This window comes from Hydrogenophaga sp. SL48, assembly GCF_021729865.1.
In the GTDB taxonomy this organism is placed as follows: domain Bacteria; phylum Pseudomonadota; class Gammaproteobacteria; order Burkholderiales; family Burkholderiaceae_C; genus Hydrogenophaga.
The window spans coordinates 3,963,535-3,976,092 of record NZ_CP063400.1 but is presented as its reverse complement, the minus strand read 5'-3'; the positions used below and the strand labels follow the sequence as shown (position 1 = coordinate 3,976,092).

General features: G+C 68.6%; 12 protein-coding genes and 1 riboswitch. Of the genes, 5 read left to right on the top strand and 7 right to left on the bottom strand.

Translation table 11 applies throughout. From position 1 onward, the window contains the following. Window positions 1-3: 3 nt before the first annotated feature. Complete coding sequence (locus IM738_RS18810; protein WP_236962573.1) at window positions 4-1,122, top strand: YbdK family carboxylate-amine ligase; 1,119 nt, start codon at window positions 4-6, stop codon at window positions 1,120-1,122. A gap of 200 nt (window positions 1,123-1,322) precedes the next feature. Continuing rightward, window positions 1,323-1,589 carry a hypothetical protein gene (locus IM738_RS18805; RefSeq protein WP_236962572.1) on the top strand — a complete coding sequence of 89 codons (267 nt, stop codon included), beginning with the start codon at window positions 1,323-1,325 and terminating at the stop codon, window positions 1,587-1,589. Window positions 1,590-1,713: 124 nt separating this feature from the next. On the opposite strand, the gene IM738_RS18800 is transcribed toward IM738_RS18805, so the two are convergent. Both IM738_RS18800 and IM738_RS18795 read right to left on the bottom strand, forming a co-directional pair. Then, a complete protein-coding gene (locus tag IM738_RS18800; RefSeq protein WP_236962571.1) occupies window positions 1,714-2,532 on the bottom strand; it encodes an ABC transporter permease in 819 nt (272 codons plus the stop codon). Continuing rightward, window positions 2,529-3,473, bottom strand: a complete 945-nt coding sequence (locus IM738_RS18795) for an ATP-binding cassette domain-containing protein (RefSeq protein ID WP_236962570.1) — start codon at window positions 3,471-3,473, stop codon at window positions 2,529-2,531. The genes IM738_RS18800 and IM738_RS18795 overlap by 4 nt, the downstream gene beginning before the upstream one ends. A gap of 101 nt (window positions 3,474-3,574) precedes the next feature. On the opposite strand from IM738_RS18795, the gene asd reads away from it, so the two are divergent. From asd to IM738_RS18780, 3 genes are read left to right on the top strand one after another with little or no spacing between them, the layout of a single operon-like run. After that, window positions 3,575-4,441, top strand: a complete 867-nt coding sequence (gene asd, locus IM738_RS18790; RefSeq protein ID WP_236962569.1) for an archaetidylserine decarboxylase — start codon at window positions 3,575-3,577, stop codon at window positions 4,439-4,441. Between the two features lie 22 nt (window positions 4,442-4,463). Beyond that, window positions 4,464-5,690, top strand: coding sequence for a formate-dependent phosphoribosylglycinamide formyltransferase (gene purT, locus IM738_RS18785; protein WP_236962568.1), 1,227 nt, complete (start codon window positions 4,464-4,466; stop codon window positions 5,688-5,690). A gap of 23 nt (window positions 5,691-5,713) precedes the next feature. Beyond that, on the top strand, window positions 5,714-5,986 hold the full coding sequence (locus IM738_RS18780; protein WP_236962567.1) for a hypothetical protein: 273 nt from the start codon (window positions 5,714-5,716) through the stop codon (window positions 5,984-5,986). Window positions 5,987-6,186: 200 nt separating this feature from the next. Here IM738_RS18780 and IM738_RS18775 read toward each other — a convergent pair whose 3' ends face one another. The 5 genes from IM738_RS18775 to ribBA form a co-directional block, all read right to left on the bottom strand. After that, window positions 6,187-7,395: an ABC transporter permease gene (locus IM738_RS18775; protein ID WP_236962566.1), complete on the bottom strand. Its 1,209-nt coding sequence runs from the start codon at window positions 7,393-7,395 to the stop codon at window positions 6,187-6,189. Further along, a complete protein-coding gene (locus IM738_RS18770) occupies window positions 7,385-8,152 on the bottom strand; it encodes an ABC transporter ATP-binding protein (protein WP_236962565.1) in 768 nt (255 codons plus the stop codon). Before IM738_RS18770 ends, IM738_RS18775 begins: the two co-directional genes overlap by 11 nt. 2 nt (window positions 8,153-8,154) lie before the next feature. After that, entirely contained in the window at window positions 8,155-9,456 is a 1,302-nt protein-coding gene (locus tag IM738_RS18765; RefSeq protein ID WP_236962564.1) for an efflux RND transporter periplasmic adaptor subunit, read from the bottom strand. Window positions 9,457-9,490: 34 nt separating this feature from the next. Then, window positions 9,491-10,921, bottom strand: coding sequence for an efflux transporter outer membrane subunit (locus IM738_RS18760; protein ID WP_236962563.1), 1,431 nt, complete (start codon window positions 10,919-10,921; stop codon window positions 9,491-9,493). A 168-nt stretch (window positions 10,922-11,089) separates the two neighbouring features. Further along, a complete protein-coding gene (ribBA, locus tag IM738_RS18755; protein ID WP_236962562.1) occupies window positions 11,090-12,208 on the bottom strand; it encodes a bifunctional 3,4-dihydroxy-2-butanone-4-phosphate synthase/GTP cyclohydrolase II in 1,119 nt (372 codons plus the stop codon). A gap of 181 nt (window positions 12,209-12,389) precedes the next feature. Further along, window positions 12,390-12,544: riboswitch (FMN riboswitch) on the bottom strand. Window positions 12,545-12,558 lie beyond the last annotated feature (14 nt).

Sequence of the window (12,558 nt, the reverse complement as noted above, 5' to 3'; positions counted from 1 at the left end):
GCGATGCCGCTCGAAACCTTCAAAGCCTCGAAATCGCTCACCCTCGGCGTGGAGCTGGAGCTGCAGCTCGTCAACACCTACGACATGGACCTCTCCAGCAGCGCCAACGACCTGCTGGAGCTGCTGCGACGCAAGCCCTTCCCCGGCGTGGTCACGCCCGAGATGACGCAGAGCATGATCGAGATCGCCACCGACGTGCAGACCGAACACGGCCCCCTGCTGGGCCAGTTGCGCGAGATCCGCGACACCCTGGTGCACGCGGGCGACCGCCTCAACATCGCCATCGCGGGTGGCGGCACCCACCCGTTCCAGCGCTGGTTCGAGCAGCGCATCTTCTCCAAGCCGCGCTTCCAGGAGCTGTCGGGCCTGTACGGCTACCTCGCCAAGCAGTTCACCGTGTTCGGGCAGCATGTGCACGTGGGCTGCAGCTCGCCCGACGAGGCGCTGTTCCTGCTGCACTCGCTCAACCGCTACGTGCCGCACTTCATTGCGCTCTCGGCCTCGTCGCCGTTCTCGCAGGGCGTGGACACGCTGTTCGATTCGGCGCGGCTCAACTCGGTGTTCGCCTTTCCCTTGAGCGGCCGCGCGCCGTTCACCTTGAGCTGGGACGAGTTCGCCAACGTGTACTTCACCAAGATGGAGAGCACGGGCGTGGTCAAGTCCATGAAGGACTTCTACTGGGACATTCGGCCCAAGCCCGAGTACGGCACCATCGAGTTGCGGGTGTGCGACACGCCGCTGACCGTGGAACGCGCCGCCGGGCTGGCCTGTTACCTGCAGAGTCTGTGCCGCCACCTGTTACAGCGCGAGGAGCCCGCGCCCGAAGAAGACGACTACCTTGTGTACACCTACAACCGGTTCCAGGCCTGCCGTTTCGGCCTCGACGGCATGATGGTCAACCCCAAAACCCGCGAGCAGATCAGCATCCGCGAAGACATCCTGGCCACCCTGCGCGTGCTCGGTCCACACGCCGACGCCCTCAACGCCCAGGCCGCGCTCGATGAAATCGAACGTACTGCTGCGCGCGATGGCAACCACGCCAGCTTCCTTCGAAAGTGTTACGGAGCGAGCGGCAGCGTGCAGGGGGTGGTGGCGGCCGCGGTCGAGGCCCTGCGGGCCTGAGGCGGGCGGCGGACGCGTTCCTGCCGGCGCAGGAACGGGGGAAAACAGCAGGGTGTTTTCCGGCCTTCTCAGGTCTTGTCAGGCAACTTCCTACACGCTGAATGGGGGTGCGCCGACTTAACGTCTTGAAACAGGATGAATACAGTTTGACACATCGACAAACAAGTTGTTTTCACCCCGCTTTTCTCCAGGACACCGCCATGAACTCGATCCACAGCCGCCTCAACCCCTTCGTCCTCATGCTTGATCCGGAAGCCGTGATCAGCGCCATGGAAGGCAGCATGAACCTGCGTGGCCTGCGCCACCGCATCTGCCGCCCTCTGGACAAGCCCCTGATTCCCAAGACCCATGGTCTGGACCGCGTGTTGCTGACCCAGTTCGACGCCGTGATCGACAACGAAGAATTCATGGACAGCGGCATCGAGAGCTGGGTGGACGCGCAGCCTGCGTTGCACGCAGTGCACTGAGGACACACCCCCGCCGCGCTGCGCGCGACCCCCTCAAGGGGGCAACGCGAGCGGCCTGGCAGAGCCAGCTCCGCCGCGTTCACGGCTGGGACACGTGCTCCGGTGAGGTTGATTTGTATTGTTTCTATTTGGCGAAGCGCTTCCTCGTGAGTGCCAGTGCCAGCCAGAAGGCCGCCACCGCATAGACCGCCAGCACCGCCAGGTGCAACCAAGGCCTCTCGGGCCACTGGTCCATGAACAGGGGTCGAACGAGGGCCACCGCGTTGGTGAGGGGCAGCCAGTCCGAGATCACGCGCACCACCGCCGGCAGCTGTTCACGCGGGAAGAAGACCCCGGAGAGGAACATCATCGGGGTCAGGAAGAGCGTGAAGTAGTAGGTGAAGAAGTCGTAACCCTGCGCCAGCGCGTTGAACACCAGCGCGATGCACGAGAAGGTGATGCCGGCGAACAGCAGCACCGGCAGGGCCAGCAGCAGCTTGGGGCTGTGGCTGATGCCCAGGGCGAGCATCACGCCCATGATCGCCACCACGGTGAACAGCGCCTTGAAGGCGGCCCACAACATTTCGGCCAGCACCACGTCGTCCAGCCGCACCGGCGCGTTCAGGATGCCGTCCCAGGTTTTCTGCACGTGCATGCGCGAGAACGCCGAGTACAGCGCCTCGAAGCTCGCCGCGTTCATCGCGCTCATGCAGATGCTGCCGCTGGCCAGGAACAGGATGTAGGGCACGGCCGTGCTGCCTTCGGGTGTGGCGACGTTCACCTGTCCCACCAGTGCGCCCATGCCGTAACCGAACGCCACCAGCCACATCAGCGGTTCGGCGATGTTGCCGACCAGGCTGGGCACGGCGAGTTTTTTCCAGACCAGGAAGTTGCGCTGGAACACGGGCCACCAGCGCAGGGACAGCCGGGGTAACGCCCAGTGGGAGGAGGTCATCGTGTTCATCCTTCTTCCCGGATCTGGCGTCCGGTGAGCTTCAAAAACAGGTCTTCCAGGTTCGCGGGCCGGTGCAGGGTGCGCAGTTCGTGGTGTGCGCCCAACGCCGCCAGCAGTGGCTGAGCCTGGGCTGTGTAGAAAAACACGGTTTCGCCGCTCACCTCCACGCGCGCGGCCATCGCCCGCAAGCCGGCGTGTGCGTCCGCCTGCGCCAGCGCGGTCGCGCCGTTGCCGTAGACCTCCACCACATCGGGCTCCAGGTGCTGTGCGATCAGTTCACGCGGGCGGCCTTCGGCGATCTTGCGGCCGTGGTCCAGCACCAGCAGGCGCGAACACAGGCGCTCGGCCTCGTCCATGAAGTGCGTGGTCAGCAGGATGCTCTTGCCTTGCTGCAGCAGCATCTGCAGGCGCTCCCACATCAGGTGGCGGGCCTGCGGGTCCAGGCCGGTGGTGGGTTCGTCGAGCAGCAGGAGCTGCGGGTCGTTGACCAGTGCTCGCGCCAGCGACAGCCGCCGCTTCATGCCGCCAGAGAGTTCGCCCGGTTTGGCGTCGGCCTTGTGGGTCAGCGCGGCGAACTCCAGCAGCTGCGGGATGCGGGCGCGGATGTCGCGGTCTCTCATGCCGAAGTAGCGGCCATAGACCAGCAGGTTTTCGGCGCAACTGAAGTCGGGGTCCAGCGTGTCCATCTGGCTCACCACACCCAGCCGGGCCTTGATCGCGAGCGCATCGCGCGGCATGTCGAGACCGAAGGCGCTCACTCGGCCTTCGTCGGGCGCGGTCAGGCCCAGGCACATGCGGATGGTGGTGGTCTTGCCCGCGCCGTTGGGTCCGATCACGCCCAGGCACTCGCCCGGGTCGATGGCAAAACACAGGTCGTTGACGACGGTGTGCCCGCCAAAACGCTTGACGAGGTGCTGGCATGCAAAGAGCGGTGAGGGCATGGCCGGCATTGTGCCCGCGCCCCGCCGCCCCTCGGGCGCTGAGGGCGCGCGCCCTACAATGGGCGCCACCCGACCGGCCGGTCTTTTTGCCGCCTTGTGCGCGCTTCGAAGTGTCTGTTCCTCCCGCTGTTGCCCTGCAATACCTGCTGCCCAAGCGCGCCATCAACGTGTTCGCGGGCTGGTGTGCCCACTCGCGCGCCACCTGGTGGGTCCACAACGTGATCCCCTGGTTCATCCGCCGCTATGGCGTGAACATGGCCGATGCGGCCAACCCCGATCCCAAGGGCTACGCGACCTTCAACGAGTTCTTCACCCGGCCGCTCAAGGCCGGGGTGCGGCCTCTGGCCCCCAGCGGGTGGGTCTGCCCGGTGGACGGTGCCATCAGCCAGCTCGGTGCCATCAAGAAGGACCAGATCTTCCAGGCCAAGGGCCACAGCTACAGCACGCGCGCCCTGGTGGGCGGCGATGCCCGGTTGGCGGCGCAGTTCCAGGACGGCAATTTCGCCACGATCTACCTCAGCCCCAAGGACTACCACCGCATCCACATGCCCGCCGCCGCGCGCCTGCGCCGCATGATCTACGTGCCCGGCGAGCTGTTTTCAGTCAATCCGACCACGGCGCGTGGCGTGCCTGGCCTGTTTGCGCGCAACGAGCGCGTGGTCTGCGTGTTCGACGTGCCGCACGGTGACCAAGGCGAAACCCGTCCCTTCGTGCAGGTGCTGGTGGGCGCCACCATCGTCGGCAGCATGGCCACCGTGTGGCACGGCGTGGTGAACCCGCCGCGCACGAAGGCCGTGCGCGAGTGGACCTACGACGACGAGCCCTGCATGCTCGGCCGCGGTGAAGAAATGGGCTGTTTCCTGCTGGGCTCCACCGTGGTGCTGCTCTGGCCCAAAAACACGATTGACTTCAACCCGACGTGGACGCCCGAGCGCGATGTGCGCATGGGCGAGGCCATGGGCCGGATGATTCCCTGAACCCCTTTTTTCAAGGTTTTCCATGACCATGATCGGCACCCCGCTGTCTCCTTCGGCCACCCGCGTGATGCTGCTCGGCTCCGGCGAGCTGGGCAAGGAGGTGCTGATCGCCCTGCAGCGCCTGGGCGTGGAGACCATCGCGGTGGACCGCTACGAGAACGCGCCGGGCCAGCAGGTGGCGCACCACGCGCGCACCATCACCATGCGCGACGCGCTTCAGCTGAAAGCGCTGATCGAGGCCGAGCGACCGCAGCTGGTGGTGCCCGAGATCGAGGCGATCGCCACGCCCGTGTTGCAGGAACTGGAGGCCGCCGGCGTGGTGCGCGTGATCCCGACCGCGCGCGCCGCCCGCCTGACCATGGACCGCGAGGGCATCCGCCGCCTGGCCGCCGAAACGCTGGGCCTGCCGACCAGCCCCTACCAGTTCTGCGACTCGCTCGAAGAGCTGCAGGCCGCGATCGAAGGTGGCATTGGCTACCCCTGCATCGTCAAGCCGGTGATGAGCAGCTCGGGCAAAGGCCAGAGCAAGATCGACGGCCCGGCCGATGTGAAAACCGCGTGGGACTACGCGATGTCGGGCGGCCGCGTCGGCCCGGGCCGCATCATCGTCGAAGGCTTCATCGACTTCGACTACGAAATCACGCAGCTCACCGTGCGCGCGCGCGGTGCCGACGGCCAGATTCAAACGCACTTCTGTGACCCCATCGGCCACGTGCAGGTGAGTGGCGACTACGTGGAGAGCTGGCAGCCGCACCCCATGACATCGACCGCGCTGGCCGAGTCGCGCCGCATCGCCAAGGCGGTGACGGACGATCTCGGCATGGGCCACGACGGCCAGCCCTCGGGTCTCGGCCTGTTCGGTGTGGAGCTGTTCGTCAAGGGCGACCAGGTCTGGTTCAGCGAGGTGAGCCCGCGCCCGCACGACACCGGCATGGTCACCATGATCACGCAGTGGCAGAACGAGTTCGAGCTGCACGCCCGCGCCATCCTCGGTCTGCCGGTCAGCACCGCGCTCAAGAGCCCCGGCGCCAGCGCTGTGATCTACGGTGGCGTGGAAGCGAAAGGCATCGTGTTCGACGGCGTGGACGAAGCGATGCGCGTACCGAACAGCGAGATCCGCCTGTTTGGCAAGCCCGAGAGTTTCGTGAAACGCCGCATGGGCGTGGCGCTGGTGCACGATGCGGACGTCGAGGTCGCGCGCACGCAGGCCAAGCTGGCGGCCTCCAAAGTCAAGCCGCGCACGGCCTGAGAGGTCAAGACCTGCGGGCCGGCATGAAGACCTCGGCCAAGCTGCTGTTCACCGCCATCGCGCTGGTGCTGGCCGCAGCGGGCACCCTCGCCATCGTCACCGAGGTGCACACCAGCTCCACGCGCTACCAGGGCGTCGTGACCGTGTTTGGCTCCGACGCGGTGTGGGTCGGTCAGACTGTGGTGTTGCTGGCGGCCTTGCCCTTGCTGGTGTGGTTGCCGCCGCGCTGGGTCGGCTGGGCCGGGGCTGTGTGGTGGCTGGTCCTGATGGCCTGGATCTTCGGGCCCCTGATCTAGACACCCCCGCGCCGCCTGCGGCGTCACCCCCTCAAGGGGGCGATGCGAGTGGCCCGGCAAAGCCGGTTCCACCGCATCCTCGAACAAGGTACTTCACGCCGGAGGGGGAGTCGGGCCCAGGGCACCGCGGAACCGGCTTTGCCGGGCCGCCAGTGCCGCCCCCTTGAGGGGGTGACGCCGCAGGCGGCGCGGGGGTGGGCCTATTCGTGCCTCAGCGCGTCAATCGGGTTCAGCCGCGCCGCGCGCCGCGCCGGGAAGAAACCGAACAGCACGCCGATGGCCGCGGAAAACAGGAAGCTCAGCAGGTTCACGCTCAGGTTGAACTGGTAGGGCACGTTCATCAGCGCCGACAGGCCGATCGAGGCGCCGGTGGCGAGCACGATGCCGATCAGGCCGCCGAGCGCGGCCAGCACCACGGCCTCGATCAGGAACTGCAGCAGCACCTCGCGCTCCAGCGCGCCAATCGCCAGGCGCAGGCCGATCTCGCGGGTGCGCTCGGTCACGCTCACCAGCATGATGTTCATGATGCCGATGCCGCCCACCAGCAGGCTCACGGCCGCCACCGCGCCCAGCAGCATGGTGAGGATCTTGGTGGTGCCCGAGAGCGTTTCGGCGAGCTGCTTGGTGTCGAGCACGTTGAAGTTGTCTTCGTCGGTCTCGGACAGCTTGCGCCGCTCGCGCAGCAGCTGCGTGAGGCTGGCGGTGACGCTGGTGGCGTTGCTGCCCTCGCTCATCGAGACCAGCAGCGTGTTCACCCGCGTGTGCCCGGTGATGCGCCGCTGCAGCGTCTTGATGGGCATCAGCACCATGTCGTCCTGGTCGTTGCCGAAGGCGCCCTGGCCCTTGGACTGCAGCGTGCCGATGACCTCGCAGCTCATGGCCTTCACGCGCAGCTGTCCGCCGGTGGCGCTGGTGCTGCCGAACAGCTCGCGCTGCACGGTGCTGCCGATCAGGCAGACCGCGCCGCCGGCGCGCAGCTCGTCGTCGGAGAACTCGCGGCCGTCGGCCAGCTTCCAGTTGCCGGTGGTGAGCCAGGCGTTGGTGCTGCCGATGACGCTGCTGGTCCAGTTGCGGCCGTTGGCCACCAGCGTGACGCCGCTGCGCGCTTCGGGCGCCACCGCGGCGACGCCGGCCACCTGGGCCGCGATCACGTCGCCGTCGCTTTCCTTGAACGCCGGGGCGCTGGCACCGCTGCCGCCGGGGCCCATGCGCTGGCCGGGGCGGATCTGCAGCAGGTTGGTGCCCAGGCCCGAGATCTGGTTCTGCACCGCCAGCGTGGCGCCGTTGCCGACGGTGACCATGGTGATCACCGCGCTCACGCCGATCACGATGCCCAGGATGGTGAGGAAGGAGCGCAGCAGGTTGCGGCGGATCGAGCGGAGCGCGAGCAGCAGGGTGTTAAGCCACATGACCCACCTCCCCGCTGAAGTCGCTGGCGGTGGCGTGGGCAGGTCCGGCCTGCAGCGCCACCGGGTGCGGGTTGCGCTCGTCGCTCGCCACCACCCCGTCCACGAAACGCACGATGCGCTTGGCGTAGGCGGCCATGTCGGGTTCGTGCGTGACCATGAGCACGGTGATGCCCTGTTCGGCGTTCAGGCGCCAGAGCAGTTCCATGATTTCCTGGCTGCGGTGCGTGTCGAGGTTGCCCGTGGGCTCGTCGGCCAACAGCACCTGCGGCTCTGTGACGATGGCGCGCGCGATGGCCACGCGCTGCTGCTGCCCGCCCGAGAGTTCGCCGGGCGTGTGGTGTTCCCAGCCCTTGAGACCGACCTTTTCCAGCGCGCGCTGGGCCAGGCTGTGGCGCGAGGCCGCGGGCTCGCCGCGGTAGACCAGCGGCAGCTCTACGTTCTCCTGCGCCGAGGTTCGCGCGAGCAAATGGAAGCCCTGGAACACGAAGCCGAAGAAGCGCCGCCGCAGGCGCGCACGTTCGTCGCGCGAGAGCGCTTCCACGTGCACGCCACGGAACAGGTAGTCGCCCGTGGTGGGCACGTCCAGGCAGCCCAGCGTGTTCATCGCGGTGGACTTGCCCGAGCCGCTGGGGCCCATGATGGCCACGAAATCGCCCTGCTGGATGTCCAGGTCCACGCCCTTGAGGGCCTGGAAGGCGGTGTTGCCTTCACCGTAGGTCTTGGTGATGCCGCGCAGGCGGATCAGCGGGGTGTCCATGTTCAGGAACCCGTGGCAGAAGACCGTTGCTCGGTGATGACGGCCATGCCTTCGGCCAGGCCTTCGCCGCTGACCTCGGTGTTGCGGCCGTCGCTGATGCCGGTCTTGACGGGTTTCGCCACCGGCTGGCCGTCCTGCAGCACCCAGATCTGGCGCGGTCCGCCGCCACGTCGGTCGGTGCCGGCGGTCTTGGTGGCGGTGCGAGGCGGGCGAGGCATCAGCTTCGAGAGGATGCTGGTGTTCGCCGCTGCGGCGCCGTTGCCGCTGGCGGGCGAGAAACGCAGCGCGGTGTTCGGCACCAGCAGCACGCCTTTCGCTTCCTGGGCCACGATGGTGGCGGCCGCCGTCATGCCGGGGCGCAGGCTGAGGTCGCCGTTGTCGACGTTGAGCGTGGTGGTGTAGGTGACGACGTTGTCGGTCTTGGTGGAGCCGAAGGCGACGCGGTTGATGACGGCCGGGTAGCGGCGCGCGGGGAAGGCGCTCACGGTGAAGGTGGCTTTCTGGTCCACCTTGACGGCGCCCACGTCGGCCTCGTCCACCGCCACGTCGAGCTTGAGCTGGGTCAGGTCTTCGGCCACGGAGAACAGCGTCACGGCCTGCAGCGAGGCGGCCACGGCGTTGCCCGGGTCGACCGTGCGGCTGAGCACCACGCCGTTGATGGGCGAGCGGATCGAGGCCTTGGACAGGTTGGTTTCGGTGGTGGCGAGGCCGGCGCGCGCTTCGGTGACAGAGGCACGCGCGGCGGCCTCGCTGGCCACGGCGCGCTCCAGCGCGGCCTTGGCCGTGTCCAGCTCGGTGGCCGAGGGCACCTTGCCACCGGAGAGCCGCGACACCTCTTCGAAGCGCGTCAGCGTCGCGCGGGCCTCGCGCGCGGTGGCACCGGCCTGCGCCAGTTGCGCCTGCGCCGAGGCCAGACCGGCGCGCGATTGCGTCACCTGGTCCATCAGCTTGGCCGTGTCCAGCTCCACCAGCACCTGGCCGGCCTTGATGCGGTCGTTCACGTCCACATGCACGCGTTTGACCGTGCCCGAGAGCTCGCTGCCGATGTTGACCGAGCGCGTGGGTTGCAGCGTGCCGTTGGCCGACACGGTGAGGGTGACGTCGCCCTTCTTGAGGGCTTCGGTCACATACACCGGTGCGGCCTTGGTCTGCTGCTGCGCCTGCCACCAGGTCCAGCCGCCAGCGAGCAGCACGACAGTGGCCACGCCGATCCACAGGGTGGGGCGTTGCCACCAGCGCGGCGGGTGGTCGCTGCCCAGCAGGTTTTGCAGGTCGGCGGGGGTGGCGTCTTTGGGCTTGCTCATGGTGTTTTTCTCTGAATACGGGGTTCGGGGCGTCTCAGCGGCCGGCGCTGGCGTCGGGTGTCCAGCCGCCGCCGAGGGCCTTGTACAGGCGCACGTGGTCGGCGCTCAGCGTGGCCTGCGTGCTGGCCACGCTGTCCTGCGCCGAGAGCAGGGTGCGCTGCGTGTCGAGCACGGTGCGGAAGTCGATCAGGCCGCTCTCGTAGCGCTGGCGGGCCAGCAACTCGGCGTTGGCCGCGGCGCTGGCGGCGGCCTGCAGGCGGGCCAGGCGCTCGGTGTCGCCCTGCAGCGCGACCAGGGCGTCTTCCACGTCTTTCAAGGCGGTGAGCACGGTGCCCTGGTAGCTCAGGCGCGCCTGCTCCAGCGCGGCCTCTTGCGAGCGCACCTGGGCCCGGGCCGCACCACCGTCGAACAACGGCGCCGACACGCTGGCCAGCAGCGAGCGGACCACCGAAGCGCCGTTGGTGAGCGTGCCCAAAGTGAGCGCGGATAGGCCCAGCGAACCACCGAGGCGGAAGCTCGGGTAGCGCGCCGCCTCGGCCGCGTCCACACGGGCCAGCGCGGCGCTGATGCGGTGCTCGGCGGTGCGCACGTCGGGGCGCTGGCGCAGCGTCTCGGCGGGGAAGGCGAGCGCCAGGCCAGGCGGCGTCTGCGGCACGGCGGCGGGCGTACCCAGCGTGGCCTGCAAGGCGCCAGGGGCCTGGCCGGTCAGCACCGCCAGCGCGTTGAGCGACTGCGCCACGCTGGTCTGCAACGCGGGCACCTGTGCCCGGGTCTGCTCGGAGGACACGACGGCCTGCTCCACGTCCAGCGACGACACCAGGCCCGCCTGGTTGCGCCAGCGGGTGATCTGCAGCGTCTCGGACTGGAGGGAGAGGTTGCTGTTGGCGATGGCCAGGCGGGCCTGCAGGCCGCGCAGTTCGATGTAGCTGGCCGCCACCTCGGCGGCCAGCGACACCTGCACGTCGGCCAGGCTGGTTTCGGCGGCGAGCGCATCGGCTTCGCTGGCGTTCACCGCAGCGCGGTTGCCCCCGAACACGTCGGGCTCCCAGCTGGCGTCAAAGCCGGCCTGGAAGCGGTTGCTGCCGGCGGCGCTGCCGGTCTGGCTGCGCTGTGCCGAGCCGGAGGCGCTGAGCGAGGGGCCAGCGTTGGCCGACTGCACGTCGCGCTGCGCGCGGGCCTGGAGCAGGGCGGCCTGCGCGCTCTTCACGCTGGTGTTGGCCTGCAGGGCCTGGGTGACCAGCGCGCTGAGGGCGGGGTCGTTGAAGCGTTGCCACCACTGGGCGAGCACGGTGGCCGAGGAGCCCGCCGTGGCCGTCGGGCCGGTGGACCAGGCGGCGGGCACGGGCGTGGCCGGCAGGGCGCTGCTGGCGGGGGACAGGCTGGCGCAGGCGGTGAGCAGGACCACGCTGGCCGAGGCCAGGAAGGTGGCGGACCGTCGCAGGGGGGAGGGGGGGAGCTGGTTCATGGTGTTCATTCAGCATACTGGGTATGCCGTGGAGCCATTGTGCGCAAACCCACCCCACCGACCGTGGCGCTGCGGTGAAGTTCCGGTAAAGATCCGTGTCCACCGCCGGCCCCGGCCGGTGCGCCGTGGCCCCCGCCGGGGCCGTCGATCAGCGCCGCCGGGCGGGGGTCACGCCGCCGACGTCGGCGGCACGAAGCCCTCGACGGTGAGGCCGTAGCCGCCCATGCTCGGGAAGCGGCGCGGGTTGCCCAGCACCTGCATGCGCGCCACCCCGAGCTCGCGCAGGATCTGCGCGCCCACGCCGTAGGTGCGCAGGTCGGCGTCGTTGGCCACCTCTTTCTTCGGGCGCGTGGCGCGGGGCTGGCTGGCGGCCCGGGCCAGGTCGTCCGCGTCTTCCGCGGCGTTGAGCAGCAGGGCCACACCCTTGCCCTGCTGGTGGATCGCGGCCAGCGCCTGCGGCAGTGGCCACGAGTGCGGGCTCTGGTCGGTTTCCAGCCAGTCGATCATCGACACCGGCTCGTGCACGCGCACGGTGACGAGATCGCTGGCGGTCCATTCGCCGTGGGTCAGCGCCAGGTGGGTGCCGCCCACCTTGTCGCGGTAGGTCAGCAGCTCGAAGCGGCCATACGGCGTGTTCACCGGGCGCTGGCCGGCCAGCGTGACCAGGCGCTCGGTCTGGCTGCGGTAGCGGATCATGTCGGCGATCGAGCCGAGCTTGATGCCGTGCTGTTTCGCGAACTCGATCAGGTCGGGCAGGCGGGCCATGGTGCCGTCGTCCTTCATGATTTCGCAGATCACCGCCGCCGGTTGCAGGCCGGCCATCTGGGCCAGATCGCAGCCCGCCTCGGTGTGGCCGGCGCGCATCAGCACGCCACCGACGGCCGCGCGCAGCGGGAACACGTGGCCCGGCTGCACCAGCGAGGCCGCCGTGGAGTCGGCCGCGACCGCCACCTGCACGGTGCGCGCCCGGTCGGCGGCCGAGATGCCGGTGTCCACCCCTTCGGCGGCTTCGATCGACACGGTGAAGGCGGTGGCGTGTTTGGTGCCGTTGCGCGTCACCATGGGGGGCAGCCGCAGAAAGTCGCAGCGTTCGGCGGTCAGCGTCAGGCAGATCAGGCCGCGGCAATAGCGGGCCATGAAGTTGATGGCCTCGGGCGTGATCTTGTCGGCGGCAATGATCACGTCGCCTTCGTTCTCGCGGCTTTCGTCGTCCACCAGGACGACCATGCGGCCCGCCGCCATGTCGGCGACCAGCTCAGGGACAGATGCAAATGTGAATTCGGACATGGTGTTTCCTCGGTGTGAATGACGACGGCGGCGCGCCGCGTCGCACGGTGGCCAGGGGCAGGTGGGGTTCGGGTGGTCGCGGTGGAGATGAAAAGGGCAGGGTTCCGGCATGGGAAAGCTGCTCTCAGCGCGTGCGACGGCACGCCCGACCCCGGGTGTGCACACGGGGGTCGAGGCGAAAACACGTTGCTCTTTCATCCGGACTGTGACCGTCGGCCATGGCATCTCACCATGTCTGCTGACCCCGAAGGAGTGGGCCTTCAGGCGCTCGCGGGCTCCTGTGATCCAGTCACAGATACCGCCGGTGGGGAGTTTCACCCCGCCCTGAGAACGTCTTGCAATTGTTGCAA

Bases quoted from the DNA above. Each gene is read 5' to 3' on its own strand.
- IM738_RS18770 (WP_236962565.1), bottom strand. From the start codon at position 8,152: ATGGACACCCCGCTGATCCGCCTGCGCGGCATCACCAAGACCTACGGT.
- IM738_RS18775 (WP_236962566.1), bottom strand. From the start codon at position 7,395: ATGTGGCTTAACACCCTGCTGCTCGCGCTCCGCTCGATCCGCCGCAAC.
- IM738_RS18810 (WP_236962573.1), top strand. From the start codon at position 4: ATGCCGCTCGAAACCTTCAAAGCCTCGAAATCGCTCACCCTCGGCGTG.
- IM738_RS18760 (WP_236962563.1), bottom strand. From the start codon at position 10,921: ATGAACCAGCTCCCCCCCTCCCCCCTGCGACGGTCCGCCACCTTCCTG.
- purT (WP_236962568.1), top strand. From the start codon at position 4,464: ATGACCATGATCGGCACCCCGCTGTCTCCTTCGGCCACCCGCGTGATG.
- IM738_RS18800 (WP_236962571.1), bottom strand. From the start codon at position 2,532: ATGAACACGATGACCTCCTCCCACTGGGCGTTACCCCGGCTGTCCCTG.
- IM738_RS18780 (WP_236962567.1), top strand. From the start codon at position 5,714: ATGAAGACCTCGGCCAAGCTGCTGTTCACCGCCATCGCGCTGGTGCTG.
- IM738_RS18765 (WP_236962564.1), bottom strand. From the start codon at position 9,456: ATGAGCAAGCCCAAAGACGCCACCCCCGCCGACCTGCAAAACCTGCTG.
- ribBA (WP_236962562.1), bottom strand. From the start codon at position 12,208: ATGTCCGAATTCACATTTGCATCTGTCCCTGAGCTGGTCGCCGACATG.
- IM738_RS18795 (WP_236962570.1), bottom strand. From the start codon at position 3,473: ATGCCGGCCATGCCCTCACCGCTCTTTGCATGCCAGCACCTCGTCAAG.
- IM738_RS18805 (WP_236962572.1), top strand. From the start codon at position 1,323: ATGAACTCGATCCACAGCCGCCTCAACCCCTTCGTCCTCATGCTTGAT.